Genomic DNA, 26,511 nt, shown 5'->3' on the forward strand with positions numbered 1-26,511 from the left:
GAGACGATCGGGAGGGGCCGAGAAGCCGCGATCAGCTTAGACGATGCCCTCGTCGTCGCCGGGCTCGGCCGGCTCGTCGCCGAAGCCGCGGGCGCGCGAGAGCTCGGCGCTCGTCGCCGACTCGCGCACGCGCTTGCGCAGGCTCTTCGGGCTGACCACCCGCTCGCCCAGGGCGCCGGGCGTCCACGCCTCGACGTCCTCGTCGCTGAAGTCGGTCTTCGACGGGCGGCGCTTGAGCTCGGGCAGGACGGCCCCGGGCGCGAGACGCCGCGCGGTGATCAGGAAGCCGGTGTGGCCGATCATCCGGTGATCGGGGCGGACGGCGAGGCCCTCGACGTGCCAGCCGCGCACCATGGTCTCGTTCGACGCCGGGTTGGTGAACAGACCGGAAGCCCGGATCGCCTCCGCCGTACGCGACAGCTGCGTGACGGTCGCGACGTAGCAGAGCACGACTCCGCCCGGGGTGAGCGCGTCCGCTGCGACGTCGAGGCACTCCCACGGGGCGAGCATGTCGAGGACCACGCGGTCCGCCTCACCGGGCGCCACCGCCTCCGGGAGCGCGTCGACGAGGTCGCCGACGGTGACGCTCCAGTTGTCGGGCGTGTAGCCGAGGAAGGTCTCGACGTTCCCGCGGGCCACCTCCGCGAACTCCTCGCGGCGCTCGAAGGACGAGAGCAGCCCGGTCGGGCCGACGGCGCGCAGCAGCCAGAGCGACAGCGCGCCCGAGCCGACCCCCGCCTCGACCACGCGGGCGCCGGGGAAGACGTCGGCCAGCGCGAGGATCTGCGCGGCGTCCTTCGGGTAGACGATCGCGGCGCCGCGCGGCATCGACATGACGAAGTCGGCGAGGAGGGGACGCAGCGCCAGGTGCTCGACTCCGACCGTGTTCTCGACCACGGAGCCGTCGGGCAGGCCGATGACCGTGTCGTGCTCGATGCCTCCGCGGTGGGTGTGGAAGATCTTGCCCGGCACGAGGGTGATCGTGTTCATGCGGCCCTTGGGGCCGGTCAGCTGCACGCGGTCGCCCGCTCGGAAGGGGCCGGAATGCTGCAGTGCCTCACCGGTCATCGGCGGGCCTCCGTCTCGGTGGGGCGCGGCGGAGCGCCGCGATGCTCGGTGGACACCTGCGCGAGATCCGCGAAGGTGCGGCCCGCAAGGGTGGGCCACAGGGAGTAGGGAGCGTCGACGTCGAGCTCGAGCTGGTGCGGGATGCCGATCGATGCGGCTCCCGAGGCGACGGCCGAGGCGAGGCCGGCGTGCGAGTCCTCGATGGCGACACAGGACGCGATGTCGACGCCGAGGGTCCGCGCGGCGAGGAGGTACGCCTCGGGGTGCGGCTTGCTGTGCTCGACCATGTCGCCGCTGACGACGGTGTCGAACGCGGCGAAGGGGAGGCGATCGACGACGGCGTGCGCCATGCGTCCGATCGACATGGTCACGAGCGCCTGCGGAACGCCGGCATCGCGGACGGCCTCGAGGAGCTCGAGGGCTCCAGGGCGCCACGGGATGCTCTCGGCGAGACGGGCGATGACCTCGTCGGTCATCCGGTCGATGATCGCCTCGACGGGCAGGTCGACTCCCTTCCCCTGCAGGATGCGGGCGGAGGCGGGCAGGCCGGAGCCGACGAGGCTCATCGCGTCCTCGTGGGTCCAGACACCGCCGAAGGACGAGACGAGCGCGTGCTCCGAGGCCATCCAGTAGGGCTCGGTGTCGACGAGTGTGCCGTCCATGTCCCAGAGGACGGCCGCCGGGGCCGCTGCCGAGGAAGGGGTTCGGCCGGGAGACGTCGGGGCGGAGGTGTCGGCAGTCACGAGCGTCCATGGTAGCGGGCGGCCGCCGGGCGGGCCCGGTACGCGGACAGCGGAAAGCCCCGGGGGCGGCGGAGCGGTCGGAGGCCGGGTCCTATCCTGGAGCGACGGGGACCGGCGCAGCCTGCGCGCCCCGGACATCGAGCCGAACGCGGAGACCTCACCTATGAACGTCATCAAGGGGAACGTCCTGGTCGTGGCCTTCGAGGGCTGGAACGACGCGGGTGACGCCGCCAGCGGAGCAGTGCGCCTGGTCAAGGAGGACGGCGAGTACCTGCCTCTCTTCGCCGTCGACGCCGAGCAGTACTACGACTTCCAGTACACCCGCCCGATGCTCTCGATCGGCGAGGACGGCCGCAGGACGCTCTCCTGGCCCGGCACCCAGATCTTCGGCCCGGCCGACACCTCCGTCGACGCCGAGAGCGCCCTCTACGTGATGATCGGCACGGAGCCGTCGCGCAGCTGGAAGAGCTTCGCCGCCGAGGTCGTCGACGCGATGCTGGCGATCGACATCTCGACGGTCGTGTTCCTCGGCGCGATGCTGGCGGACGTGCCGCACACCCGGCCGATCTCGATCTTCGCCTCGAGCGAGAACGCCGAGCTGCGGACCGAATTCGAGCTGGAGCGCTCGAGCTACGAGGGTCCGGTCGGGATCCTCAGCGTCATCGGCGAGGCCGCGGCGAAGGTGGGGATCCCGGCCGTCTCGATCTGGGCCTCCGTGCCGCACTACGTGCACAACGCGCCGTCACCCAAGGCGATGCTCGCGCTGCTCGAGAAGCTCGAAGAGGTCGTCGGTCTGGCGATCCCCCGCGGCGATCTCGTCGAGGAGGCGGAGGAGTGGGAGCACGGCATCGACGCGCTCGCCGCCGACGACGAGGAGATGGCCGCCTACATCGCCCAGCTGGAGCAGGCGCGCGACACCGTCGACTCCCCCGAGGCGAGCGGCGAGGCGATCGCGCAGGAGTTCGAGCGCTACCTCCGCCGACGCGGCGACGGGCGCTCCGGCGAGGAGCCCTGGCGCTCCTGACGGCCCGTCGCTCCCGTCGGGACGGGTCGGCTCCGCTCAGGCGGGACGGAGCGGCTCCGCTCAGGAGAGCCTGATGCCGAGAAGGGCGTCGACCGCGTCGCGCAGAAGCGCTGGATCGTCGACTCCCGCGGCGGTCGCTTCATCGACGACAGCAAGTGCGGACGGGGTGTCGAGATCGTCGGCCAGGGCGGCACGGATGCTCGCGAGGGTCTCGAGGGCCGAGACCGGCCCCCGACGCTCGAGCGACGTCTCCCACCGGGCGAGACGCTCGACCGCGTTCGGCAGATCATCGGCGAGCCACTCCCAGTCGGAGCGGTAGTGGTGGGCGAGCAGGGCGAGCCGGATCGCGCGCGGGTCGGCGCCCTCGGCTCGGAGTCTCGACACCAGGACGAGATTCCCGAGCGACTTGCTCATCTTCTCGCCCTCGAATGCGACCATCCCGGCGTGCGCGTAGGCGCCCGCGAGCGGTCGGCCCGACAGGGAGGAGGCGTGGGCGGCACTGAACTCGTGGTGCGGGAAGACGAGGTCGCTGCCCCCGCCCTGCACGGTGAAGTCGGCGCCGAGGCGGTCGAGCGCGATCACGGAGCACTCGATGTGCCAGCCGGGGCGACCACGACCGACCGGTGAGTCCCACGCGGGCTCCCCCGCGCGCTCGGCACGCCAGAGCAGCGGATCGAGCGGGTCGCGCTTCCCGGGGCGGTCGGGGTCGCCGCCGCGTTGGGCGAAGAGGCGCGTCATCGTCTCGCGGTCGAGCCGGCTCTCGGAGCCGAGGTGCCACACCTGGGTCTCGGCGGCGGCGATGTCGTAGTAGACGTCCTCGCCTCCGTCGACCGAGGCGTCGGGAGTCGGGACGCGGTAGGCGACGCCCTCGCGCTCGAGTCGGGCGACCGCCTCCGCGATCGGCTCGATCGACTCGGTGACGCCGACGTAGTGGGCCGGAGGCAGGATGCGCAGCGCGGCCATGTCGCCGCGGAACAGCTCCACCTGCTGCTCGGCGAGCTCGCGCCAGTCCACTCCGGTGGCCGCGGCACGCTCGAGGAGCGGGTCGTCGACGTCGGTGACGTTCTGCGCGTACTCGACCGTGCTGCCGGCGTCGAGCCAGACCCGCTGGAGGGTGTCGAAGGCGAGGTAGGTGGAGGCGTGGCCGAGGTGCGTCGCGTCGTACGGCGTGATGCCGCAGACGTAGAGACGGGCGACGCCCTCGACGCCGGCCGCCTCGACGAGTCCGCCGGTGGAGGTGTCATGGAGGCGGGGAGCGCTGCCCCGCCCCGGGAGGACGGGAACGGCCGCGGTGGTCCAGGCGCGCATCTAGGCGGCGATGGCGCCGGTGCCCAGCGCGATCATGAGGACGACGCCGAGCAGGATGCGGTAGATCACGAAGGGCAGGAAGCTGCGTCGCGAGATGTAGCCCATGAAGAACGCGATCACGACGAAGCCGACGACGAAGGCGACGATCGTCGCGACCAGGGTCTCGAGCCCGCCGACCTGGATCTGGTTGGGCAGGATCTCGGGATCGCTGAGGCTCTTGTAGAGCTGGTAGAGCCCGCTGCCGAAGACGGCGGGGATCGCGAGGAGGAACGAGTAGCGGGCCGCGGCCTTTCGCTCGTAACCCATGAAGAGGCCGGCGGTGATGGTGCCGCCCGACCGCGAGACGCCGGGGACGAGGGCGAGGGCCTGCGCTCCTCCGTAGATGAGGCCGTCGCGGACGTTGAGATCGCGCAGGCGGCGCTTCTTCGCGCCGACCGCGTCGGCGATGCCGAGCAGGATGCCGAAGACGATGAGGGTCGTCGCGACCACCCAGAGCGAGCGGAGGGTGGTCTCGATCGCGTCCTGGAAGATCAGGCCGAGGACGATGATCGGGATGCTGCCGATGATGATGAGCCAGCCCATGCGGGCGTTGGCGTCGGTGCGCGGAACCCTGCCGACGAGAGACCGGCACCAGTTCGACACGATCTTCACGATGTCGCGCCAGAAGTAGATGATGACCGCGGTCTCGGTGCCCAACTGCGTGATGGCGGTGAACGCAGCTCCTGTGTCCCGACCGTCGAGGCCCGGCAGCAGTTCGCTGACGATCCGCAGGTGGGCGCTGGAGGAGATGGGGAGGAATTCGGTCAGACCCTGGACGAGTCCCAGGATCAGAGCGTCGAGCAGGCCCATGCGTCACTTTCGAGGAGGGGCTGGGGCGTCGTCGGCCAGCAGGCGGTCGGTGGCGGGTCGGATCTGACCTCAGGATCGCAGGAGGAGATCGGTCAGGACCTTCCTGCCAAACACTAGTGCGTCGAGTGGGACCCGCTCATCGACCCCGTGGAACAGCGCGGGGAAGTCCAGCGAGCCCGGGAGCTGCAGTGGAGCGAAGCCGTATCCGGTGATCCCGAGCAGCGAGAGCGCCTTGTTGTCGGTGCCTCCGGAGAGCAGGTACGGCAGCACCTCGGCGTCGGGATCGAAGCGACGGAGCGACGCGGCCATGCTCTCGACGAGGGGGCCGGCGAAGGGGACCTCGAGCCCGATGTCGCGGTGCTGCACGAGGATCTCGACGTGCTCGCCCGCGAGGACCTTGATGCGCTCGAGCACCGAGTCCTCCTCCCCCGGCAGCACGCGGACGTCGATCGTCGCCTCCGCCGTGTCGGGGATGACGTTCGCCTTGTAGCCGGCGGAGAGCATGGACGGGTTCGCCGTGGTGCGCAGGGTGGCCGCGATGAAGCGCGAGGCCGTCCCGGTGGCGAGAGCGAGCTCCTCCGGAGTGCTGCGCTGGGGGTCGTGGCCGAGGATGCGGGCGACCTCGTCGAGTAGCTGACGGGTGGTGTCGGTGAGGCGGGTGGGCCACTCCTCGCTGCCGATGCGCGCGATCGCCTCGGCGAGGCGGGTGACCGGGTTCTCCCGGTTGATCTGCGAGCCGTGACCCGCGGTGCCGTGCGCGCGGAGGGTCAGCCACATCAGCGCCTTCTCGCCGGTCTGCACGAGGTAGGCGCGCTTGCCGCCCAGCTCGATCGAGTAGCCGCCGACCTCGCTGATGGCCTCGGTGGCGCCGGCGAACAGCTCGGGCTGCGTCTTCACGAGGTGCGCGGAGCCGCGGACTCCTCCCGCCTCCTCGTCGGCGAAGAAGGCCACGACGAGATCGCGGGAGGGCTTGCGTCCGGAGCCGAGGATGTCGCCCAGGGAGGCGAGGATCATCGCGTCCATGTTCTTCATGTCGACGGCACCGCGGCCCCAGAGCATGCCGTCCTTGATCACGCCGCCGAACGGATCGACGCTCCAGTTGTCGGCGATCGCGGGGACCACGTCGAGGTGGCCGTGCACGACCAGGGCGCCGCGCTCGCGGTCCTCCCCGGCGACGCGCGCGACGACGCTGGTGCGGCCGGGGTCGGAGTCGACCAGCACGGGTTCGAGGCCGAGATCGCGCAGGCGAGCGGCCACGTACTCGGCGGCGTCGCGCTCGGGCTCGGCCTTCCCGTCTCCGTAGTTGCTCGTGTCGAAGCGGATGAGGTCGCGCGCGATGAGCGCGGTCTCGTCGAGGGTGGACTCGTCGAGCTCGGGCAGGTCGTCGCGGTGGGGCGTCGTCATGCGAGCAACGGTACCGCGGGGGTCGGACACGGGTGCCCACCCGGTGGCGTACGAGCCTCTCGAACCGTGCTAATGTCTTCTTCGGCCGCGGAAACGCAGGCCGGAAACAACACTCGTCCGGGTGGCGGAAATGGCAGACGCGCTAGCTTGAGGTGCTAGTGCCCGTATAGGGCGTGGGGGTTCAAGTCCCCCCTCGGACACCGATCAGAACCCCCGCATCTTCGTGAGAAGGTGCGGGGGTTCTTCTCGTTCAACCGCTCACCCGCCTTCCCTTTCAAAACCGAAGACCGCTAGGGTTCTGATCGCACCGACCGGTGCTCCACTCAACGACGAGTAAGGACTCCTCCGTGTCATCCTTCCCCTCTGCCCGGCGCACGCGCCTGGGCCTGCTCTCGCTGCTCGCCGCCTCCGCGCTCGCGGCGGGAGGCGTCGTCGCCGCCGGGTCCGCCTCCGCAGCCACGGGCTCCGACTGCGTCCGCGCGCTGCCGACGGGCGACTCCACGGTCGCCGTGGCCTTCAGAGGGACGAGCTACGACGTGCTCGTGCACGTCCCCGACGTCGACGGCGCCCTACCTCTGGTGCTCGACCTGCACGGGTCCAACAGCAACGGAGGCGTCCAGGCCGGCATCTCGGACCTCGCATCGGTCTCCGACACCGACGGGTTCATCGTCGCGAACCCGACGGGGGCGATCGAGTTCGAGAAGACTCTCGAGGACGGCAACTGGGCCTGGAACGTCCCGGGCGTGCCCCTCACCTCCGGCACGTTCCCTCCCGAGGGGTCGCGCGATGACGTGGCCTTCCTCTCCACCGTCGTCGAGACGCTGTCCGCTCAGGGCTGCGTCGACTCCGGCAGCGTCTTCGCGACCGGGTTCTCGGGCGGGGGGCGGATGGCCTCTGCACTGGCCTGCACGCGCGCCGACCTCTTCGCCGCCGTGGCCCCCGTGGCGGGCCTGCGGGCAGGACGCGCCGACCTCGACGACCTGACGACCATCGAGGCGGGCTCGTGCGCACCGAGCCGACCGGTATCGGTGCTGACCTTCCACGGCACCGCGGACGCAGTGAACCCGTTCGACGGCAATGCGGACCCGCGGTGGGGCTACAGCGTCGCCACGGCGACCGCGGGGTGGGCCGGTCTCGACGACTGCGAGGGCGAGCCGGTCACCACGGCCGTCAACGCGGAGGTCGGCCGGGCAGTCCTCGCCGACTGCGCCGACGGGACGAGTGTCGAGGCCTACGCGATCGAGGGCGGCGGCCACACCTGGCCCGGGACGGCCGTCGATCTCGAGGCCTCGGGCCTGGGCGTCGTGAACCGCAGCATCAGCGCCTCCTCGATCATGTGGGACTTCTTCGCGGCCCACGCGCGGTCGGCGGAGCCGACTCCGGAGCCCACGGCCACCGCGACTCCCGAGCCGACTGCTACCCCTGAGCCGACGACTTCCCCTGAGCCGACGACGACTTCCGTGCCGACGGCGACCGCTCAGCCCTCGTCATCGCCGACGGTCGCGCCCGCTCCTGCAGCGGGTGCCGGGCCGCATGGCGGCGTGCTGGCCGCGACCGGCGCCTCGGCTGCTCTGCCTGTCGGGACGGCGGCGATGCTGCTCGCCGCCGGAGGCGTGCTGCTCCTGGCCCGGAGGCGTCGCGCCTGACCTGCCCGACGTCGCGGGAACCGGATCCTCGCGAGACACCGCTGCGACAGTGGCGTCTCGCCGAGAACCGGTTCCCCGGGCAGTCAGGAGGCGGGTGTCAGCGCCGCCGACGACCAGCCGAGCGCCGGCGCGATCGAGTCGGCGACGGTCTGCAGCAGGCGGGCGTTGTACTCGACGCCCAACTGGTTGGGGACGGTGAGCAGGAGGGTGTCGGCCTCCTGGACCGCGACGTCTGCGGCGAGCTCGGCCGCGATGACGTCGGGCTCACCGGTGTAGCTGCGTCCGAACCGCGCGCGGACACCCTCGAGGGACGCGACCTGATCGCGCTCACCGCGGCCGCCGAAGTAGAGGCGGTCGAGGTCGCTGGTGATCGGGAGCACGCTGCGCGAGACCGAGACCCGCGGCGTGCGCTCCCAGCCCGTGCCGGCCCATGCCGTGCGGTACTCGCGGATCTGACGGGCCTGCAGCTCGTCGAAGGGGATCCCCTCCTCTTCGAGGAGCAGCGTGGAGGACTGGAGGTTCATGCCCTGCTCCGCCGCCCAGCGCGCGGTCGCGAAGCTGCCGGCACCCCACCAGATGCGATCCTCGAGCCCCGGCGAGCGCGGCTCGATCGCGAGCGGGATCGACTGGCGGGTCATCGCCGGGTCCGACTGGGCGACAGGAGCGCCGGCGAGAGCCTCGCGGAAGAGCTGAACCTTGCGGCGGGCGAGGTCGGCATCGGTCATGCCCTCCGGAACGGCGTAGCCGAAGGCCTCGGAGCCTCGGAGCGCGGTCTCGGGCGATCCCCGGCTCACGCCGAGCTCGAGCCTGCCGCCCGAGATGAGGTCGGTGGCCGCCGCCTCCTCCGCCATGTAGAGGGGGTTCTCGTAGCGCATGTCGATGACGCCCGTGCCGATCTCGATCCGGCGGGTGCGCGCGGCGATGGCCGAGAGGAGGGGGAAGGGCGAGGCCAGCTGCGGGGCGAAGTGGTGCACGCGGACGTACGCGCCGTCGATGCCGATCTCCTCCGCCGCCTCGGCGAGCTCGATCGTCTGGAGCAGGACGTCGCGCGCGGTGTGCGTCAGCGAGCCCTGCACCGCCTGGTAGTGACCGAAGGAGAGGAAGCCGATGCGCGAGACCATGCTCTCCTCAGCGTCGGCGCGGCCGGTGCTATTCCCGGTGGAGCTCCTCCCGACGATCGAACCGAGCGACCCGTTCGGACGAGGCGCTCAGACCGCCTCGAAGTCGGCGGAGACGGAGGCCGACACCTCGATGTCCTCCGGTTTGAGGGCGAGCGCCTCCTCCTGACCGCCGAACTTCGCCGCGCGGCTCATCAGGGCCGAACCGCCCTCGATCCGGGTGTGCGGGCGGAGCCCGGGTTCGAAGAGGGTCAGCACGCGGATCTCGCCGAGACCGAGCGCCGAGGCGTACGCCGCAGCACGCTCGCGCGCGTCGCGCACCGCCGCAACGCGCACCTCGCGCTCGGCGGTCGCGCGATGCGCGGCGGTGACGTCCCAGTCGACACCCGACACCACCACCCCCGGGAGCTCGGAGACCGAGGCCACCCAGCGCCCGAGTGCGTCGAAGTCGCGGTACTTCACCCGGACGCTGGCAGCGGCGACGTGGAAGAGCTGGGTGACGTCGGAGTCCTTCAGATAGCGGTGGACGGTCGAGACGGAGACCTGATCGGCCGACCACCAGGTGGCGACGCCCGCCGCCTGCTCGGCGACCGCCTCCTCTCGCACCCTCGTGTGCACCGAGGTGACCTCGGCCAGGGCCTGCGATCGCGACCGCGACTCGCGCCTGATCTCGAGACGGACGGTGCCTCGCTCAGCGGGCAGGAAGTGCTGAGCGTTCCCAGCGACGGTGATGGTGGCCATCGCCCCATCGTGCCGCATCCTCGGGCGTCACGACCGAGAGGGATCGGAGCGCCGGATGCGCTCGGCGAGGGAGCGCTCGACCGCGAGGTTGCTGAGCACCTGCTCGCGGTGGCCGCCTCGAGCGGGCGGGACGACCTCGCCGGTGCTTGGATCGACGAAGCCGCGCAGAGTGCGCTCCCCCTCGGCGATCGACTCCTCGAGGAGCTCGAGTCGATGCGCGAGACGGTCGGACTCGAAGGTCTCGACGGAGATGCGGTCCTCGAACGGGTGGCGGGCAGTGCGGGCGGAGATGCTCATGGTGATCCGATCCATCGGGGCGCCCGGTATCGGCGCCGTCCCCAGGGAGACACGCACAGGCGCCGACGATGACGCAGTGGCGCGGAATGCACCTCCGAGGTGGCGCGAAGTGGGATCGCCGTCAGTCGCGGAAGACCGACAGCTGCTCGTTCCCGATGATCGCCAGAGTCCGGACCAGCCGGGTGTAGCGCTCGACGAGCTCCGCTTCCTCCGACCCGTGTCCGAGCAGCGCCGAGATGCTCTCGGCGGGGAACAGGCCAACGATCTCCATCGCGACGGCGCGGGCGTGCTCGAAGGAGAGGCCGTGCGCGTACTCCACGGCGCGCGTCAGCTGCGGCCGCTCGCCCGCGGGCGGCGCGGACGCCGATCCGGGGTCGGCGGCATGGGCGAGGACAGCGACGAAGACCCGCGCGATCTCGTCGACGCGCAGTGCGCGCACGAGGGTCAGGAGGCGGGAGGACACCCGGGACACCCCTCGGGCGAGGAGCTCGCCGCTCAGCGCCCGCACCTCGATCACGTCTCCCCCGTCGAAGTCTCCCGAGACGCGCTTGATACCGGAGGCGAACAGGCTCGATCCGGCGTCGATGCTCCGCTCGGCCTCGAGGTTGATCTCGACCCGCCCGCGAGCCGTCGCGACACCCGAGATCCAGCGCTGCTCCACCGCTGGATGCGCGTGGACCGCCCGGACGAGCGTGCCGGGCCCCGGATCCCCCAGGGCGCTCAGGATGACCTCGGGCGTCCTGGCGCCCGCGATCCTCGTCGAGACTCCGTTGTGCGCGGCGAGCTCGGCGGCCCTCAGCTTCGAGCGGATCCCGCCGCGGCCCGTCCCGCCCTTCTGCACACCGATGCCGCGAAGCTCGGCGATGCCGAGCTCGTCGAGGTGGACGCCCTCGGCGATGCTCCCGGCGAAGACACCGGGCACGTCGGTGAGCAGCAGCAGCAGGTCGGCGCCGAGCAGCATCGCCAGCGCACCGGCGACGCCGTCGTTGTCGGAGCCCGCGGAGTCGATGGTGTCGTTGCCGTTGACCACGGGGACGACACCGGCATCGAGGGCGTGACGGATCGCCTCCGCCACATGCGCCATCTGCCGAGGCGACGCCAGATCGGACTCGCCGATGAGGATCTGGGCCACGAGGGCACCCGAGAGCTCCGCCACCGAGCGGTAGAAGCCCATCAGGACGGTCTGGCCGACAGCCGCGGCGAGCCGGGGGCTGATCGGGGCGTCCTGCGAGCGCGCGAAGAGCGCCCGGCCCGACGAGACCGCTCCGGAGGAGACGAGCACCACGTCCCAGCCCTCCTGCTGAGCGGAGAACGCGCTCTCGAGGGCGCTCGCGAGCAGCACGGGGTCGGGCCCGGACTGCTTCGTCACCGAGCTGGACCCCATCTTGACCACGAGGGTCCGCCTCCGGGAGACGGTCGAGGGCGCGGCGGAATCGGAGAGGTCGTCGGGCATGGCTCCCATGGTAGGGGCGCGCTCCCCCACCGCCGGAGTGATGATTACCGACTGGTGATCGGTTTCTGCGGGTAGCCTGCGAGAGGAGCCGACGAGGGCTCCCCCTTCGGAAGGACCTCCCGTGACACCGTCGTCAACGCCCACGAACGTCGACCGCCGCTATCTCGATCCGCTGCTGGCGATCGAGGAGCGGGTGGAGATCCTCCTCGCGCAGATGACGCTGGAGGAGAAGGCCGGCCTCTTCTTCCAGACGATGATCGTGATGGGCGAGGGCGGCGAGCTCGCCGAGGCCGACTCGGCCTTCGGACTGCCCTCGACGTCGTCGATGGTGATCGGCAGGGCGATGACCCACTTCAACCTCCTGGGCGGTGGGAGCGCGACGGCGCGCGAGATCGCCGAGTGGCACAACCGCCTGCAGGAGCTCGCCTCGAGCACTCGCCTCGGCATCCCGGTGACCCTGTCGACCGACCCGCGGCACTCCTTCACCGACAACCCGGGAACGGGCGCGCAGGCCGCGGCGTTCTCGCAGTGGCCGGAGCCGCTCGGCCTCGGTGCGATCGGCGACGAGGAGCTGGTCCACCGATTCGGCGACATCGCGCGGCAGGAGTACCTGGCCGTGGGGCTGCGCGTCGCGCTGCACCCGCAGATCGACCTCGCCACCGAGTCGCGCTGGGCCAGGCAGGTGGGCACGTTCGGCGAGGACGCCGAGCTCACCGGGAGGCTCGGGGCGGCGTACATCCGGGGCTTCCAGGGCGAGGCGCTCGGAGCGGAGTCGGTGGCGACGATGACCAAGCACTTCCCCGGCGGCGGCCCGCAGAAGGACGGCGAGGACCCGCACTTCGCCTACGGCCGCGAGCAGGTCTACCCGGGCGGCAACGCCGAGTACCACCTCCGGCCGTTCGAGCGGGCGTTCGAGGCCGGGACGAGCCAGATCATGCCGTACTACGGGATGCCCGTCGGGACGCCCCTCGAGGAGGTCGGCTTCGGCTTCAACCGGTCGGTGATCACGGGGCTGCTGCGCGAGCGCTTCGGGTTCGACGGGATCGTGTGCACCGACTGGGGGCTCCTCTCCGACGCGAACATCATGGGCGATCTCCACCCGGCGCGCGCCTGGGGCGTCGAGCACCTGTCGGTGCCCGAGCGGATGCGCAAGGCGATCGAGGCGGGCGTCGACCAGTTCGGCGGCGAGGCGATCCCCGAGGTGCTGGTCGCGCTGGTCGAGGAGGGGGCGGTCAGCGAGGAACGGCTCGATGTCTCGGCGCGCCGGCTGCTGCGCGAGAAGTTCGTGCTGGGACTGTTCGACCGGCGGGCCGTCGACCCGGCGGCCGCGGAGACCGTGGTGGGATCGGCCGAGTTCCGGGCCGCGGGCGAGGAGGCTCAGCGCGCGGCGATCACGGTGCTGGCGCACGACGGCGTCCTGCCGGCGCAGCGCGGGCTGCGGTTGTACGTGGAGGGGGTGGACGAGGCGGTCGCGGCGTCGTACGGGACGGTCGTCGGCTCTCCGGAGGAGGCCGACCTGGCGGTGATCCGGCTCCAGGCGCCGTTCGAGCGGCGGGCGACGGCGTTCGAGAACTTCTTCCACGCGGGGTCGCTCGACTTCCCGGCTGAGGTGGTGGAGCACGTCGTGTCGGTCGCGGAGAGGGTCCCGACCGTCGTCGACGTGTTCCTGGACCGCCCGGCGATCCTGACGCCGTTCGCCGGGACCGTCGCCGCGCTGCTGGGTGACTTCGGCGCCTCCGGAGCCGCGCTGCTGGACGTGGTGTTCGGAATGTCGGAGGCACGTGGGAGGCTGCCGATGGATCTTCCCCGGTCGATGGCCGCGGCATCGGCACGGCGGCCCGACGTGCCGTTCGACACGGCGGATCCGCTGTTCCGGTTCGGTCACGGACTCACTCTCTAGGAGGTCCGAGGCCTCGAGAACCCCTCCTCCACAGAGCTGCAGAGGAGGGGTTCTCGGCTGGATCGGGACGACTCGCCACGGATGTCGGTGGCGATTGACATACTCGAACACATGTTCGAACATGGGCAGATGAGCCCCCCTCCCCGCCCCCTCTCCGCAGGGACGACCGAGGCCGCAGAACCCCTTCTGCGGCAGCTCGCGTCGGTGAAGGAGCTGCAGTCGCGGATCCGCGACATGCAGGCGATCACGCTCGAGACGAAGAGCATGGCGACCCTGCCGGCGTTCGCCTCCGCGCTCCCCGGCGGATCGCTGAAGCAGGGTGCCGCCTACTCGGTCGAGGGCTCGATGAGCCTCGCGATGGGGCTGCTCGCCGGACCCTCCGCCGAGGGCGCCTGGTGCGGGGTCGTCGGCGTCCCCGAGTTCGGGGCCGAGGCCGCGGCCGGCATGGGGATCGATCTCGAGCGGCTGGTCCTCGTCCCCTCGCCGGCCGAGCACTGGCTCACGGTCACGGCGGCACTGGTCGACGTGCTGACGGTCGTCCTCACCCGCCCGCCCGCCTCCGTGTCCTCGGCCGACGTCTCCCGGCTGGGTGCCCGGCTGAGGCAGCGGGGGGCGGCCCTCGTCGTCCTGGGCGAGTGGCCGCAGGCCGAGGCGCGGCTCAGCCTGCGCAGCAGCCGCTGGGAGGGGCTGGGCGCCGGGCACGGTTACCTGCGCTCCCGAGAGGCGCTCGTCGACGTCGTGGGCCGCGCAGGGACACGGGTCCGCACGGTGCGGATGAGCATGCCGGGCACGGGCGGGGCCTTCGGCGTCCTCGACGAGCGCTCGCGCCTGCACGAGCGGGCGGTGTGAGATGACGAGCGCCCCCGAGCTGCGCCGGACGATCCTGGTCTGGTGCCCCGACTGGCCGCTGCTCGCGGCGGCCGTCGACGCGGGTCTCGAGGCGGAGGCTCCGCTGGCCCTGACCGAGAAGAGCAGGGTCTTCGCGTGCTCCCCCTCCGCGCGCTCCGAGGGAGTGCGGCGAGGGATGCGGATCCGCGAGGCGCAGTCGCGCTGCACCGGCCTCACGGTCCTCCCCTACGATCCGGTACTCGACCACCGCGCCTTCGAGCCCCTGGTGCAGGCGCTCGAGGAGATCACTCCGGGGGTCCAGCTCATCCGTCCCGGCCTCTGCGCGATCAGGGCCAGGGGACCCCGGCGGTACTACGGGAGCGAGCAGTCCGCGGCCGAGGCCGTGCTGCGTCGCCTCGCCGAGCTGGGAGTGCCGAGGGCGCGCGTCGGGATCGCCGACGGCCTCTTCGCCTCCGAGCTGGCGGCGAAGCACTCCGGTGAGTCCGTCGCGATCGTGCCGGCCGGCGAGACCGCCGGCTTCCTCTCCCCCCTCCCGCTCGACGCCCTCGAGACCGAGGCCGTCGGCATGCGCTCCCGGCCCGGGATCAGAGGAGAGGACCTGGTGACCCTCCTGCGCCGACTGGGCGTGCGGACGCTCGGCGCCTTCGCCGGTCTCCCACGCGAGGACGTGACGGCCCGGTTCGGCCCCGACGGGGCCCGAGCACACCTGCTGGCCTCGGGTGCCGAGACCGAGGCGGTGGTCCCACGACTGCCACCCGAGCGCCTCGATCGCGCGCTCGAGTTCGAGCCGCCGCTCGACCGGATCGACCAGGCGGCCTTCGCCTTCCGCGTCCCCGCCGAGGAGTTCGTCGACGGGCTGACCCGCTCGATGCTGGTCGCGACCGCGATCCGCATCGAGGTCACCAGCGATCGAGGCGAGCTCTCGTCGCGGAGCTGGCTGCACCCGCGCTGGTTCACTCCCTCCGACGTCCTCGACCGCGTGCGCTGGCAGCTCCAGGGCAGCGGCGCGATCGACGCGGGGCTGGGCTCGCCGATCTCGCGCATCCACGTCGAACCGGAGGCCGTGGACGCGATCGGCAACCACGAGCAGGGGCTGTGGGGCACGGCTCCCGAAGAACGCGTGCACCACGGCCTGAGCCGGGTGCAGAGCGTGCTGGGTCACGAGGCGGTGGTCACGGCCTCGGTCGGCGGAGGGAGGGCCCTGCGCGACCGCCAGCACCTGGTCCCCTGGGGAGACCGCGAGCCGGGTGACGCCCGCCCGCGCGGCCTGCCGTGGCCGGGGTCTCTCCCGCCACCCCTGCCGCCGACGGTCTTCCCCGAGCCGGCGGCCGTGCTCGTGCGGGGGCCGCGGGGCGAGCCGGTCTCGGTCGACGACCGCGGCACCCTCACCTCCGTCCCCGCCTACTTCACCCCCGGCACCTCCCAGGCCCGCCTCGAGCCGGTGGCGGGCTGGGCCGGCCCCTGGCCGATCGACGAGCGGTGGTGGGATGCGCGGACGGCCGTCCGCTACGACCGCTTCCAGGTGGTCGACTCCGCCGGAATCGCCTGGCTGCTGCTCTGCCTCGACGGCGAATGGGCGGCCGAGGCCCGCTACGACTGACCACCGTCCCCCCACCTCCCGCACCGCACTCCGATCCCACGAAGGAGCCCCATGGGCTGGAACAACCCGCCGATCCCGTGGTCGGAGTTCGAACGACGCCTGTCCACCGGACGCCGCGCCGACGGCAGCGTGGTCCGCGGCGACGGAGGCGACAGCCCCGCCTGGTCCCACAAGCGCGGCGCCTACTCCCCCGGCGACGATGTCACGGCACCCGACGAGAAGGTCCCCTACGCCGAGCTGCACGCCCACTCCAACTTCAGCTTCCTCGACGGTGCCAGCCGCCCGGAGCAACTGGTCGAGGAGGCGGTCCGCCTCGGGATCGACACCCTCGCCCTGACCGACCACGACGGTCTCTACGGCATCGTGCGGATGGCGGAGGCGGCGCAGGGGCAGAGAGCGCTCGGCAACGAGGTGCGCACCGCGTTCGGTGCCGAGCTCTCACTCGGGCTGCGCGCACCGCAGAACGGCGTGGCCGATCCTGAGGGATCGCACCTTCTCGTGCTGGCACGCCGGGAGGAGGGCTACCACCGTCTCGCGCGGGCCATCACGACCGCTCAGCTCGCCGGTGCCGAGAAGGGCAAGCCGAGCTACGACCTCGACGAGCTCGCGCACGCGGCCGGCGGGCACTGGATCGTGCTCACCGGATGCCGGAAGGGCCACGTGCGCCAGGCCCTCGTCTCCGAGGGGGCCGAGGCTGCCGAGGACGAGGTGCGCGAGCTGGTGCGCCTGTTCGGAGCGTCCAACGTCCTCGTCGAGCTCTTCGACCACGGCGACCCTCTCGCCTCGCTGCACAACGACCTGCTCGCCGAGATCGCCGGCCGCCTCCGCCTGCGCGTCGTCGCCACCGGGAACGTGCACTATGCCCGGCCGGAGGACCGCCCGCTGCAGACCGCGCTCACGGCCGTCCGCGCCCGGCGGAGCCTCGACGAGATGGACGGCTGGCTCCCCGCCACGGCGGGCGCGCACCTGCGCTCCGGTGCCGAGATGGCCGAGCGCTTCGCCCGCTACCCCGGCGCGGTCGAGAACACCGTCCGCGTCGCGGACGAGATCGCCTTCGAGCTGAGCCGGGTGCGACCCCGCCTTCCCCGGCAGGAGGTGCCAGAGGGGCACACCCCGATGAGCTGGCTGCGCGAGCTGGTCCGCGAGGCCGTGCCCCGCAAGTACCCCCGCGCCGACTCCGATGTTCTCGACCGCCTCGAGAAGGAGCTCGCGGTGATCGAGGACAAGGACTTCCCCGGCTACTTCCTGATCGTGCACGACATCGTCCACTTCGCGAAGGGCAAGGGGATCCTCTGCCAGGGGCGGGGATCCGCCGCCAACTCCGCGGTCTGCTACGTCCTCGGCATCACGGCGGTGGACTCGATCTTCTACGACCTCCCCTTCGAGCGCTTCCTCTCGAGCATCCGGGACGAGGAGCCCGATATCGACGTCGACTTCGACTCCGAGCGGCGCGAGGAGGTCATCCAGCACGTCTACGAGAAGTACGGCCGGTTGAACGCCGCCCAGGTCGCGAACGTGATCACCTACCGGCCCAAGTTCGCGGTCCGCGACATGGCCAAGGCGCTCGGCTACAGCGCGGGGCAGCAGGACGGCTGGTCGAAGCAGGTGGAGCGCTGGGGAGCCATCACCGAGAGCAGCGCCGACCACGACATCCCCGACGACGTCGTGGCACTGTCGACCCGCGTCCTCGGTGCGCCCCGCCACCTGGGCATCCACTCGGGCGGGATGGTGCTGACCGATCGGCCCGTCGGCGAGGTGTGCCCGATCGAGCCCGCGCGGATGGAGAAGCGGACGGTCCTGCAGTGGGACAAGGACGACTGCGCCTGGATGGGGCTGGTCAAGTTCGACCTCCTGGGTCTGGGGATGCTCGCCGCACTCCAGTACACCTTCGATCTCGTCGCCGAGCACGTCGGCGAGGAGTGGGACCTCTCGACGATCCCCCGCGAGGAGAAGGGCGTGTACGACCAGCTGTGCCGGGCCGACTCCATCGGGGTGTTCCAGGTCGAGAGCCGCGCCCAGATGGGGACGCTCCCCCGGCTCCAGCCGCGGCGCTTCTACGACCTCGTGATCGAGGTCGCGCTGATCCGCCCCGGGCCGATCCAGGGCGGCGCGGTGCACCCCTACATCCGGCGCAAGCTGGGCGAGGAGCCGGTCAGCTACCAGCACCCCCTCCTCGTCACCCCCCTCAAGCGCACCCTCGGGGTTCCGCTGTTCCAGGAGCAGCTGATGCAGGTAGCCGTCGCCGTCGGCGACTGCAGCGCGGAGGACGCCGACCTGCTCCGCCGGGCCATGGGCTCCAAGCGGGGCACGGAGAAGATCGAGACCCTCCGCGGGCGCCTCTACGAGGGCATGGAGCGCAACGGGATCACCGGCGAGGTGGCGGACGACATCTACCGCAGGATCCAGGCCTTCGCCAACTTCGGCTTCGCCGAGAGCCATGCGATCAGCTTCGCCCTGCTCGTGTATGCGAGCGCCTGGCTGCGGCTGCACTATCCGGCCGCCTTCACCGCCGCCCTGCTGCGCGCGCAGCCGATGGGCTTCTACGCCCCGCACACGCTGGTCGCCGATGCGCGCCGGCACGGGGTGCGCATCGGCTCCCCCGACGTCAACCTGTCCCTCTCCCACCCGGGCCTCGAGGCGATCCCCGACGGGCCCGCCCGCCGCCGCAACGGCGCACCCCTCGGCCGCGACGGCTGCCTCGCCTCCGATCAGCCTCCGACGGGTCTCTTCGACCGCTCCGAGCCGTTCGACACCGACGACCACCGCCGGGACGGCGGCTTCCTCGTGCGGCTGGGGCTCGCCGAGGTGAAGGGCATCGGATCAGCGCTCGCCGAGCACGTCGTCGCCGAGAGGGAGCGCGGGGGCCCGTACGCGAGCATGGCCGACCTCTCGCGGCGGGCGGGCCTGACCGCGAGTCAGCTCGAGGCGCTCGGAGCGGCGGGGGCGTTCGACTCCCTCGGACTCGACCGTCGCCAGGCACTGTGGGAGGCGGGGACCGCGGCGGCGGACCGCGCGGAGTTCCTCCCCGACTCCGTGGTCGCCGTGCAGCCCCCCCTGCTCCCGATGCTCTCGGCGCAGGAGCGCGTCGTCTTCGACTTCTGGGCCACGGGGATCTCTCCCGACGACCACCCCCTCCGGCACCTGCGGGCGAGTCTGCGCGATCGGGGATCCCGCTCCACGGCCGATCTGCCCGGCACCGCCTCCGGCACCCGAGTGGAGGTCGGCGGGGTCGTGATCCACCGTCAACGTCCCTCCACAGCCGGTGGAGTGACCTTCATGAACCTCGAGGACGAGCACGGGATCCTCAACGTGATCTGTTCCGTCGGAGTATGGAACCGCTACCGGCGCATCGCCCGGGAGGCGCCCGCTCTGCTCGTCAGAGGGATCCTCGAGCGCTCCGACGAGGGAGTGACCAACCTCCTCGCCGACCGCTTCGAGCCCCTCACGGTCGGCGCCCGGACCACGTCCCGCAACTTCCGATGACCGCGCGCACGCGACGACCGCACCGACCACAGCTCGACCCACGAGGAAGCGACACCATGACGACCACCGACCACCTCCCGACCACGACGCTCGACGCACCGATCGTGGAGGACCGCGAGCTGCGCGACCGGGTCTCCTCGCTGATCGGGCCCGCCTACCGGAGGGCCCTCTGGCCGCTCTTCCTCGACCGCGACGGCTATCAGCTGCCGATCCTCTACCCGGTCGACGGCCTCCCCGTGCACCCCGACGAGGAGAAGACCGAGCGGATCGTGGCGACGCTGGCGAAGGCGGTCGCCCACCAGGACGTCGGAGCACTCGCCTTCGCCCTCGAGCGCCCCGGGCGGGCCTTCCTCGGCGAGTCCGATCGGGTTCTCGCCCGGCACCTCTCCGCCGCCTGCCACCGCCGCGCCATCCCCCTTCGCGCTCTCCTCCTGGTGCACGACGAGGGCGTGCGGATCATCGCGGCGGGAGAGTACGGGACGGCGGCGCGGTGACGCGGTGGCCGGCGGCTCAGGCGGGAGGCGCGAGCGTGATCAGCAGCGACGAGGCACCGAGGTCGACCTCGGTGTCGCCGGGCTGGACGGCGTACTCGCCCACCCCGAGCAGCGACTCCGCCACCTCGGGCAGCGGAACGCGGGCCGCTGCCGCACCGACGTTGATCGCGATCGTCACGCGGCCCCGGCCGATCGTCAGCCAGCGCTCCTGCTCGTCGTACGCGACCTCGACCGAGCCGAAACGCGGGTCGGTCAGCTCGGGGAAGCGGCGGCGCAGCGCGGCGAGCTCGCGGTACACGTCGAGGATGCGCGCGTGGCGACCCTCCTCGACCTCGGTCCAGTCGAGCCGCGAGCGAGTGAAGGTCTCGGGGTCCTGCGGGTCGGGCACGACCTCCGGGTCCCAGCCCATCCTGGCGAACTCCGCGATGCGGCCCTTGGCGGTCGCCTCGCCCAGATCCTTCTCGGGGTGCGAGGTGAAGAACTGCCACGGCGTCGACGCCGCCCACTCCTCGCCCATGAACAGCATCGGAGTGAAGGGGCCGAGCAGGGTCAGCGTCGCCGCGATCGCGAGCCGGCCCTCGTCGAGGGTCGCCGTGAGCCGGTCGCCGATCGCACGGTTGCCGATCTGGTCGTGGTTCTGGCTGCAGACGACGAGTCGCCAGGTCGGCATGTGCTGGACATCGACGGGGCGACCGTGGTGACGGCCGCGGAACGTCGAGAGCGTGCCGTCGTGGAAGAATCCGCGCGTGAGCACCTTCGCCAGGGCGCCGAGCGGAGCGAAGTCCTCGTAGTAGCCCGTGGTCTCGCCGGTCAGCGCGACGTGCACCGCGTGGTGGAAGTCGTCGCTCCACTGGGCGTCGAGCCCGTAGCCGCCTGCCTCCCGCGGCGTGATCAGCTTCGGGTCGTTCAGGTCCGATTCCGCGATCAGCGTCAGCGGGCGCCCGACGTGCGCCGAGAGGACGGCGACCTCGGCCGCCATCTCCTCGAGCACGTGCACGGCGCTCTCGTCCGAGAGGGCGTGCACCGCATCCAGGCGCAGCGCGTCGACGTGGTAGTCGCGGAGCCACATCAGCGCATTGTCGAGGATGTAGCCGCGGACGACGTCGGCTCCGGAGCCGTCGAGGTTGATCGAGCTGCCCCAGGTGTTGGCCTTCTCGCTCTTGAGGTAGGGCCCGAACTCGGGGAGGTAGTTCCCGCTCGGACCGAGGTGGTTGTACACCACGTCCTGCACGACGCCGATACCGGCGCGGTGGGCGGCGTCGACGAAGCGCTGGTACGCCTCCGGTCCGCCGTACGGCTCGTGGACGGCGTACCAGAGCACGCCGTCGTAGCCCCAGTTGTGCGTCCCGTTCACCGCGTTGACCGGGAGGATCTCGACGAAGTCGACCCCGATCGACCGCAGGTGCTCGAGCTTGCCGGCCGCGGCGTCGAGAGTCCCCTCGGGAGTGAACGTCCCGATGTGCAGCTCGTAGATCACGGCACCGGCGAGCTGGCGACCCGTCCAGGCCTGATCGCCCCACTCGTGGGTCGCCGGGTCGAAGGTGCGCGAGAGCTCGTGCACACCGCTCGGCTGACGCCTCGACCGCGGGTCCGGGAAGGGACCGGCGCCGTCGATCCGGTAGCCGTAGTCCACCTCACCCGCAACGACCGGCGCCGAGGCGCGCCACCAGCCGCCGTCGCCCGTCGCGGCCATCGGCACGATCTCGCCGCCTCCGATCACGAGGTCGACGGCGGAGGCATCGGGCGCCCACACATCGAAGCGCTCGGGTCCCGTCGTCGGCAGGGCGTAGCGGTAGGGAGTCGTGCTGGTCACGGAGATCTCCAGGGTCGATCGAGAGGAACGGGGAGCAGGCGCCGGTCAGGAGACCGGAGCGAGGAGTGCCACGGGCAGGTCGCCGAGGATCTCGGAGAGCGGCGTCGGTCCGCCGGCGAAGGTGCGGCCGGTCAGGACGTCCTCGACGGGGTGCCCGGGCAGGACGATCACCGTGTCGCTCCAGCCGCCGGCCGCGGCCAGCCCCGCGGGGAGCCGCGTCGCGACGGTCACCGCTCCCCCGCGATCGAAGGCGATCGCGTGGTCGGACGCGGGACCGACGACGGACACCGGCACGTAGCGCGTGAAGAGCTCCGGCCGGTCGCGACGGAGCCGCAGGGCGCGCGAGGTGACGAGCAGCTTCGCCGCGCCCTCCTGATCGATCTGAGGCAGCCATCCGCCGTCGATCCGCTCGAGCAGCGCGCGCCGCTCGGCGAAGTCGACCGGGCGCCGGTTGTCGGGGTCGACGAGCGACGTCTCCCACAGCTCGCTGCCCTGGTACACGTCCGGGATGCCCGGAGCCGTCAGCTGCACGAGCTTCGCGGCGAGGCCGTTCGACCAGCCGGCCGACTGCACCCGGGTCACCGTCTCCTCGACGAGGCGGCGCACGGCCGGCTCGTCGAGGGCGGCGTCGATCGCCGCGTGCATCCGCTTCTCGAACGCCTCGTCCGGAGCGGTCCAGTGCGTCGAGCTGTCGGCCTCGCGCGACGCCTTCTCGGCGTAGGCGTGCAGGCGCTCGCGCGTAGCGGGCCACGTGCCCACGACGGCCTCCCACAGCAGGTGCTCGATCGGCCCGTCCCCGAAGCCGACCAGCTCGTGCAGCGAACGCAGAGTGGTCGCCCAGGCCTCGGGGTCCTCGGCCAGCGCCGTGATCCGCGCCCGGGTGTCCTCGCCGCGCTTGGTGTCGTGCGTCGACAGCGTCGTGAGCGAGGCGGGGAACGACGCCTGGCGCACCGACTGCCGGCGGTGGAACTCGTCGAGCTCGATCGAGAACTCGTCCGGGTCGGCGCCGACCTCGTTCAGCGAGGTGAGCCGGCTGTAGCGGTAGAACGCCGTGTCCTCGACTCCCTTGGCCATGACCATGCCGGAGGTCTGCTGGAACCGGACGGAGACCGGAGTGCCGGTCTCGCCCAGGAGCTCTGCGACCCGGTCGATGACAGGGGCGATCTCGGGTCTGCGGTGCACGGCGTCCCGGCGGGCGTGCTCGAGGTGCTCCGCACCCACGGGGAGGTAGCTCCGGTAGACCGGGAAGGTCGCCAGCAGCTCCGCCAGGGCGTCGTCGGCCCCGTCGACCTCGGGGATCAGGCGGGCGAGGCGGAGGACCTCGGACCGGAGGATCCCGTCGGCGATCCCGCGCTTGGTGTCGTGGATGAGTTCGGCCCAGACCACGGGCGAACCGCCGCCGCCGAGCTCGGCGTCGAGGCCCTCGAGGACCGGGCGGGCATCGGGGTCGACCAGGATGCGGTCGACATCGGCCAGGGCGTCGTACCCCGTCGTGCCCACCGTCGCCCAGTGAGCGGGCAGCTGCTCGTCGCCCTCGAGGATCTTCTCGACCCACACCGGCGCTCCGCCGATGGCGCGCGCCAGGTCGTCGAGGTATCCACCCGGGTCGGCGAGGCCGTCGGGGTGGTCGACTCGGAGGCCGTCGGCGAGACCCTCGGTGAACCACCGGACGATCTCGCGGTGCGACGCGTCGAACACCTCGGGCCGCTCGACCGTGATCGCCGCGAGCGTGTTCACCGCGAAGAAGCGGCGGTAGTTCAACTCGGCGTCCGCACGGCGCCAGTTGACCAGCTCGTAGCTCTGCCGGGCGTGCACGGTGCGACCGGAGTCACCGGGCTCAGCGGTCCCCGGAGCGATCGGCAGCCGGTTCTCGTAGTAGTGCAGCTCGTCGCCGACGACCTCGAGCGCGTCGAGCTCGGAGTCGCTGTCGCCTTCAGCCGCCCCGTCACCGAGGATGGGCACGCGCAGGCGACCCCCGCCCGCCTCCCAGTCGATGTCGAAGGCGGTCGCGTAGCGCGACGAGGTCCCGTTCTTCAGCAGATCCCACCACCACGCGTTCTCGACCGGAGTCGCGACACCCATGTGGTTGGGCACGATGTCGATCAGGACGCCGAGACCCTCCTTGCGAGCGGCGGCGGAGGCGTGCGCGAGCCCCTCGGCGCCGCCGCGAGCGGGGTCGACCGAGTCGTGGTCGACCACGTCGTAGCCGTGGTCGGAGCCGGGCTCCGCCGTGAGCAGGGGCGAGAAGTACAGCCAGTCCGCGCCGAGAGCGCGCACGTAGTCGGCGATCTGCGCCGCCTCGTCGAGATCGAAGCCGGAGCGGATCTGGAGTCGGTAGGTCGAAGCGGGCAGTCGCACGTCAGGCTCCTGTCGAAGAGGCGGTCGCGGCGTCGGTCGACTCCGCGTGGGGGCTCATGTGGCTGGTGATGATCGGGATCGCCGATGTGGCGGCCTGCGAGGCGAGGGAGGCGGCCACGGAGTGATCCACCTCGGGCTCGGGGGCGCTGTGCTCCTGCAGGATCACGAGCGACTTCGCCTGCACCGTCAGGATCGCGCCGGCCGGACGCGGGATCGAGTCGGCCTCCGCTCCGGCGGTGTCGACCAGGACGGCCCACTCGAGCGCGTACTCGTCACTCGGGATCGTGAACTCGACATCGGAGTCGTCGGCGTTGAAGTAGAGGAGGAAGCTGTCGTCCATCACCGCCTGCCCGCGCTCGTCGCGCTCGCGGATGCCGTTGCCGTTGAGGTAGATGCCGACCGAGCGGTCCAGGCCCGAGTCCCAGTCCGACGGCGTCATCTCGGTGCCGTCGGCCTTGAACCAGACGATGTCGGGCAGGGGCTCCCCGGTGCCGCGCAGCACGGGGCGGCCGTCGAAGAAGCGCCCGCGGCGGAACGTCGGGTGCTCAGCGCGGAGGCGGATCAGCGCCGCCGTGAACTCGACCAGCGGCCGGTCGGCCGTCGTCCAGTCGATCCAGGTCAGCGCGCTGTCCTGCGCGTAGGTGTTGTTGTTGCCGTTCTGCGTCCGGCCCAGCTCGTCGCCGTGCAGGATCATCGGCACGCCCTGCGAGATCAGCATCGTCGCGAGGAAGTTCCGCTGCTGTCGGGCGCGGAGGCCGAGCACCTTCGGGTCGTCCGTCGGGCCCTCGGCGCCGTGGTTCCAAGAGCGGTTGTGCGACTCGCCGTCGTTGCCGTCCTCGCCGTTCGCGTCGTTGTGCTTCTCGTTGTACGAGACGAGGTCGCGGAGTGTGAAGCCGTCGTGCGCGGTGACGAAGTTGATGGAGGCGACGGGGCGGCGACCGGAGCGCGCATACAGGTCGGCGGATCCCGTCAGCCGCGAGGCGAACTCGCCGAGGGTCGACGGCTCGCCGCGCCAGAAGTCGCGGACCGTGTCGCGGTACTTCCCGTTCCACTCCGTCCACTGCGGGGGGAAGTTGCCGACCTGGTAGCCGCCGGGGCCGACGTCCCACGGCTCGGCGATCAGCTTGACCTGCGAGACCACCGGGTCCTGCTGGACGAGCTCGAAGAAGGTCGAGAGCCGGTCGACATCGTAGAACTCGCGTGCCAGGGCAGAGGCGAGGTCGAAGCGGAATCCGTCGACGCGCATCTCGGTCACCCAGTAGCGCAGGGAGTCCATGATCAGCTGCAGCGAGTGCGGGTGCCGCACGTTCAAGGTGTTGCCGGTGCCGGTGTAGTCCATGTAGTAGCGCTTGTCGTCGTCGACCAGGCGGTAGTACGCCTCGTTGTCGATGCCGCGGAACGACAGCGTCGGGCCGAGGTGGTTGCCCTCGGCAGTGTGGTTGTAGACGACGTCGAGGATGACCTCGATGCCGGCCGCATGCAGCGCCCGCACCATGCTCTTGAACTCCTGCACCTGCTGACCCTGATCTCCGGTCGAGGAGTAGGTGTTCTGCGGTGCGAAGAAGCCGATGGTGTTGTAGCCCCAGTAGTTCGAGAGGCCCTTGTCGATCAGCGTGGAATCGTTGACGAACTGGTGCACCGGCATCAGCTCGATCGCCGTGATGCCCAGGTGCTTGAGGTGCGCGATGACCGCGGGGTGGGCGACGCCGGCGTAGGTGCCGCGCAGCTCCTCCGGGATGTCGGGATGCGTCTTCGTGAGTCCCTTGACGTGCGCCTCGTAGATCACGGTGCTGTCGTAGGAGGTGAGGGGGCGTCGGTCGCCGGCCCAGTCGAAGAAGGGGTTGATGACGACGCCCATCATCATGTGCGACGCCGAGTCCTCGTCGTTGGTCGAGTCGGGGTCGCCGAACGTGTACGAGAACAGCGACTGGTCCCAGTCGATCTCGCCCGCGACGGCCTTCGCGTACGGGTCCAGCAGCAGCTTGTTCGGGTTGCAGCGGTGGCCGGTGGCCGGATCGTACGGGCCGTGGATCCGGTAGCCGTACTTCTGGCCGGGCTGCACCTGCGGCAGGTAGCAGTGCCAGACGTAGGCGTCCGACTCGAGCACGTCGACTCGAGTCTCCGTGCCGTCCTCGTCGAAGAGGCACAGCTCGACGCGCTCGGCGATCTCGCTGAACAGTGCGAAGTTCGTGCCGCTTCCGTCGAAAGTGGCGCCCAAGGGGTAGGCGGTTCCGGGCCAGGTCTCCACGAGACTCCTCTGGGTTCTGGTCTCGGGCAGTCCGGGAGAGGCCGTCGTGCGGTCTGCGGATGCCCGACGTCGGGGGTGATGGTCCATCACCTTGGCGACGGACCGACTGCCCAGC

The 26,511-nt window shown here is 71.5% G+C and carries 19 protein-coding genes and 1 tRNA gene; 8 read left to right on the plus strand and 12 right to left on the minus strand.

Translation table 11 applies throughout. The features are described 5' to 3' along the window. Positions 1 to 36 precede the first annotated feature (36 nt). Together ASG06_RS12485 and ASG06_RS12490 are read right to left on the minus strand one after the other, a co-directional pair. Positions 37 to 1,068 carry a tRNA (adenine-N1)-methyltransferase gene (locus ASG06_RS12485; protein WP_056042705.1) on the minus strand — a complete coding sequence of 344 codons (1,032 nt, stop codon included), beginning with the start codon at positions 1,066 to 1,068 and terminating at the stop codon, positions 37 to 39. Further along, on the minus strand, positions 1,065 to 1,811 hold the full coding sequence (locus ASG06_RS12490; RefSeq protein ID WP_327205495.1) for an HAD family hydrolase: 747 nt from the start codon (positions 1,809 to 1,811) through the stop codon (positions 1,065 to 1,067). Before ASG06_RS12490 ends, ASG06_RS12485 begins: the two co-directional genes overlap by 4 nt. A 163-nt stretch (positions 1,812 to 1,974) precedes the next feature. Between ASG06_RS12490 and ASG06_RS12495 the strand changes: the two genes are divergently transcribed. Beyond that, positions 1,975 to 2,835 carry a proteasome assembly chaperone family protein gene (locus tag ASG06_RS12495; RefSeq protein WP_056042710.1) on the plus strand — a complete coding sequence of 287 codons (861 nt, stop codon included), beginning with the start codon at positions 1,975 to 1,977 and terminating at the stop codon, positions 2,833 to 2,835. 60 nt (positions 2,836 to 2,895) lie between these two features. Here ASG06_RS12495 and mshC read toward each other — a convergent pair whose 3' ends face one another. From mshC to ASG06_RS12510, 3 genes are all read right to left on the minus strand, one after another. Continuing rightward, positions 2,896 to 4,143 (minus strand): cysteine--1-D-myo-inosityl 2-amino-2-deoxy-alpha-D-glucopyranoside ligase, encoded by a 1,248-nt coding sequence (gene mshC, locus ASG06_RS12500; protein WP_056042712.1) that lies wholly within the window; start codon positions 4,141 to 4,143, stop codon positions 2,896 to 2,898. Then, positions 4,144 to 4,992: an undecaprenyl-diphosphate phosphatase gene (locus tag ASG06_RS12505; protein WP_056042714.1), complete on the minus strand. Its 849-nt coding sequence runs from the start codon at positions 4,990 to 4,992 to the stop codon at positions 4,144 to 4,146. It lies immediately after the preceding gene. A gap of 69 nt (positions 4,993 to 5,061) precedes the next feature. Continuing rightward, positions 5,062 to 6,396 (minus strand): M20/M25/M40 family metallo-hydrolase, encoded by a 1,335-nt coding sequence (locus tag ASG06_RS12510; protein WP_056042717.1) that lies wholly within the window; start codon positions 6,394 to 6,396, stop codon positions 5,062 to 5,064. 115 nt (positions 6,397 to 6,511) lie between these two features. On the opposite strand from ASG06_RS12510, the gene ASG06_RS12515 reads away from it, so the two are divergent. After that, positions 6,512 to 6,596: transfer RNA gene (locus ASG06_RS12515), tRNA-Leu, on the plus strand. Positions 6,597 to 6,743: 147 nt separating this feature from the next. After that, positions 6,744 to 8,042: an alpha/beta hydrolase family esterase gene (locus ASG06_RS12520; protein WP_056042719.1), complete on the plus strand. Its 1,299-nt coding sequence runs from the start codon at positions 6,744 to 6,746 to the stop codon at positions 8,040 to 8,042. Between the two features lie 83 nt (positions 8,043 to 8,125). Here the strand turns inward: ASG06_RS12520 and ASG06_RS12525 are convergent, their stop codons facing one another. From ASG06_RS12525 to proB, 4 genes are all read right to left on the minus strand, one after another. Then, positions 8,126 to 9,163 carry an LLM class flavin-dependent oxidoreductase gene (locus tag ASG06_RS12525; protein ID WP_056042721.1) on the minus strand — a complete coding sequence of 346 codons (1,038 nt, stop codon included), beginning with the start codon at positions 9,161 to 9,163 and terminating at the stop codon, positions 8,126 to 8,128. Positions 9,164 to 9,250: 87 nt separating this feature from the next. Next, positions 9,251 to 9,901, minus strand: coding sequence for an SIMPL domain-containing protein (locus ASG06_RS12530; protein WP_056042722.1), 651 nt, complete (start codon positions 9,899 to 9,901; stop codon positions 9,251 to 9,253). A gap of 27 nt (positions 9,902 to 9,928) precedes the next feature. After that, on the minus strand, positions 9,929 to 10,198 hold the full coding sequence (locus tag ASG06_RS12535) for a hypothetical protein (protein WP_156465976.1): 270 nt from the start codon (positions 10,196 to 10,198) through the stop codon (positions 9,929 to 9,931). A 121-nt stretch (positions 10,199 to 10,319) separates the two neighbouring features. Further along, positions 10,320 to 11,651, minus strand: a complete 1,332-nt coding sequence (gene proB, locus ASG06_RS12540) for a glutamate 5-kinase (protein WP_162239026.1) — start codon at positions 11,649 to 11,651, stop codon at positions 10,320 to 10,322. 121 nt (positions 11,652 to 11,772) lie between these two features. Here proB and ASG06_RS12545 point away from each other — a divergent pair, with 121 nt between their 5' ends. The 5 genes from ASG06_RS12545 (at position 11,773) to ASG06_RS12565 (ending at position 19,977) form a co-directional block, all read left to right on the plus strand. After that, positions 11,773 to 13,551, plus strand: a complete 1,779-nt coding sequence (locus ASG06_RS12545) for a glycoside hydrolase family 3 protein (RefSeq protein WP_056042728.1) — start codon at positions 11,773 to 11,775, stop codon at positions 13,549 to 13,551. Between the two features lie 129 nt (positions 13,552 to 13,680). Then, positions 13,681 to 14,400, plus strand: coding sequence for a hypothetical protein (locus tag ASG06_RS12550; protein WP_156465977.1), 720 nt, complete (start codon positions 13,681 to 13,683; stop codon positions 14,398 to 14,400). Between the two features lies 1 nt (position 14,401). After that, positions 14,402 to 16,000: a DNA polymerase Y family protein gene (locus tag ASG06_RS12555; RefSeq protein WP_056042730.1), complete on the plus strand. Its 1,599-nt coding sequence runs from the start codon at positions 14,402 to 14,404 to the stop codon at positions 15,998 to 16,000. Between the two features lie 51 nt (positions 16,001 to 16,051). Further along, positions 16,052 to 19,483 (plus strand): error-prone DNA polymerase, encoded by a 3,432-nt coding sequence (locus ASG06_RS12560; RefSeq protein ID WP_056042732.1) that lies wholly within the window; start codon positions 16,052 to 16,054, stop codon positions 19,481 to 19,483. A gap of 56 nt (positions 19,484 to 19,539) precedes the next feature. Continuing rightward, the gene (locus ASG06_RS12565; RefSeq protein WP_056042734.1) at positions 19,540 to 19,977 is read left to right on the plus strand and encodes a hypothetical protein; all 438 of its coding nucleotides are present in this window, start codon (positions 19,540 to 19,542) and stop codon (positions 19,975 to 19,977) included. 16 nt (positions 19,978 to 19,993) lie between these two features. Here the strand turns inward: ASG06_RS12565 and treZ are convergent, their stop codons facing one another. The 3 genes from treZ to glgX are packed head-to-tail and all read right to left on the minus strand — an operon-like array spanning position 19,994 to position 26,396. Then, positions 19,994 to 21,790 carry a malto-oligosyltrehalose trehalohydrolase gene (treZ, locus tag ASG06_RS12570; protein WP_231727723.1) on the minus strand — a complete coding sequence of 599 codons (1,797 nt, stop codon included), beginning with the start codon at positions 21,788 to 21,790 and terminating at the stop codon, positions 19,994 to 19,996. Between the two features lie 45 nt (positions 21,791 to 21,835). Next, positions 21,836 to 24,148, minus strand: a complete 2,313-nt coding sequence (treY, locus tag ASG06_RS12575) for a malto-oligosyltrehalose synthase (RefSeq protein WP_056042736.1) — start codon at positions 24,146 to 24,148, stop codon at positions 21,836 to 21,838. A 1-nt stretch (position 24,149) separates the two neighbouring features. Continuing rightward, entirely contained in the window at positions 24,150 to 26,396 is a 2,247-nt protein-coding gene (glgX, locus tag ASG06_RS12580; protein WP_056042738.1) for a glycogen debranching protein GlgX, read from the minus strand. Positions 26,397 to 26,511 lie beyond the last annotated feature (115 nt).

It is taken from the genome of Rathayibacter sp. Leaf185, from assembly GCF_001423885.1.
Lineage (GTDB): Bacteria > Actinomycetota > Actinomycetes > Actinomycetales > Microbacteriaceae > Rathayibacter.

Coding starts and splice junctions, on each gene's coding strand:
- ASG06_RS12485 (WP_056042705.1), bottom strand. CDS start 1,068: ATGACCGGTGAGGCACTGCAGCATTCCGGCCCCTTCCGAGCGGGCGAC.
- ASG06_RS12560 (WP_056042732.1), top strand. CDS start 16,052: ATGGGCTGGAACAACCCGCCGATCCCGTGGTCGGAGTTCGAACGACGC.
- proB (WP_162239026.1), bottom strand. CDS start 11,651: ATGCCCGACGACCTCTCCGATTCCGCCGCGCCCTCGACCGTCTCCCGG.
- ASG06_RS12510 (WP_056042717.1), bottom strand. CDS start 6,396: ATGACGACGCCCCACCGCGACGACCTGCCCGAGCTCGACGAGTCCACC.
- ASG06_RS12555 (WP_056042730.1), top strand. CDS start 14,402: ATGACGAGCGCCCCCGAGCTGCGCCGGACGATCCTGGTCTGGTGCCCC.
- ASG06_RS12535 (WP_156465976.1), bottom strand. CDS start 10,198: ATGAGCATCTCCGCCCGCACTGCCCGCCACCCGTTCGAGGACCGCATC.
- ASG06_RS12550 (WP_156465977.1), top strand. CDS start 13,681: ATGAGCCCCCCTCCCCGCCCCCTCTCCGCAGGGACGACCGAGGCCGCA.
- ASG06_RS12565 (WP_056042734.1), top strand. CDS start 19,540: ATGACGACCACCGACCACCTCCCGACCACGACGCTCGACGCACCGATC.
- ASG06_RS12530 (WP_056042722.1), bottom strand. CDS start 9,901: ATGGCCACCATCACCGTCGCTGGGAACGCTCAGCACTTCCTGCCCGCT.
- mshC (WP_056042712.1), bottom strand. CDS start 4,143: ATGCGCGCCTGGACCACCGCGGCCGTTCCCGTCCTCCCGGGGCGGGGC.
- ASG06_RS12525 (WP_056042721.1), bottom strand. CDS start 9,163: ATGGTCTCGCGCATCGGCTTCCTCTCCTTCGGTCACTACCAGGCGGTG.
- ASG06_RS12505 (WP_056042714.1), bottom strand. CDS start 4,992: ATGGGCCTGCTCGACGCTCTGATCCTGGGACTCGTCCAGGGTCTGACC.
- ASG06_RS12495 (WP_056042710.1), top strand. CDS start 1,975: ATGAACGTCATCAAGGGGAACGTCCTGGTCGTGGCCTTCGAGGGCTGG.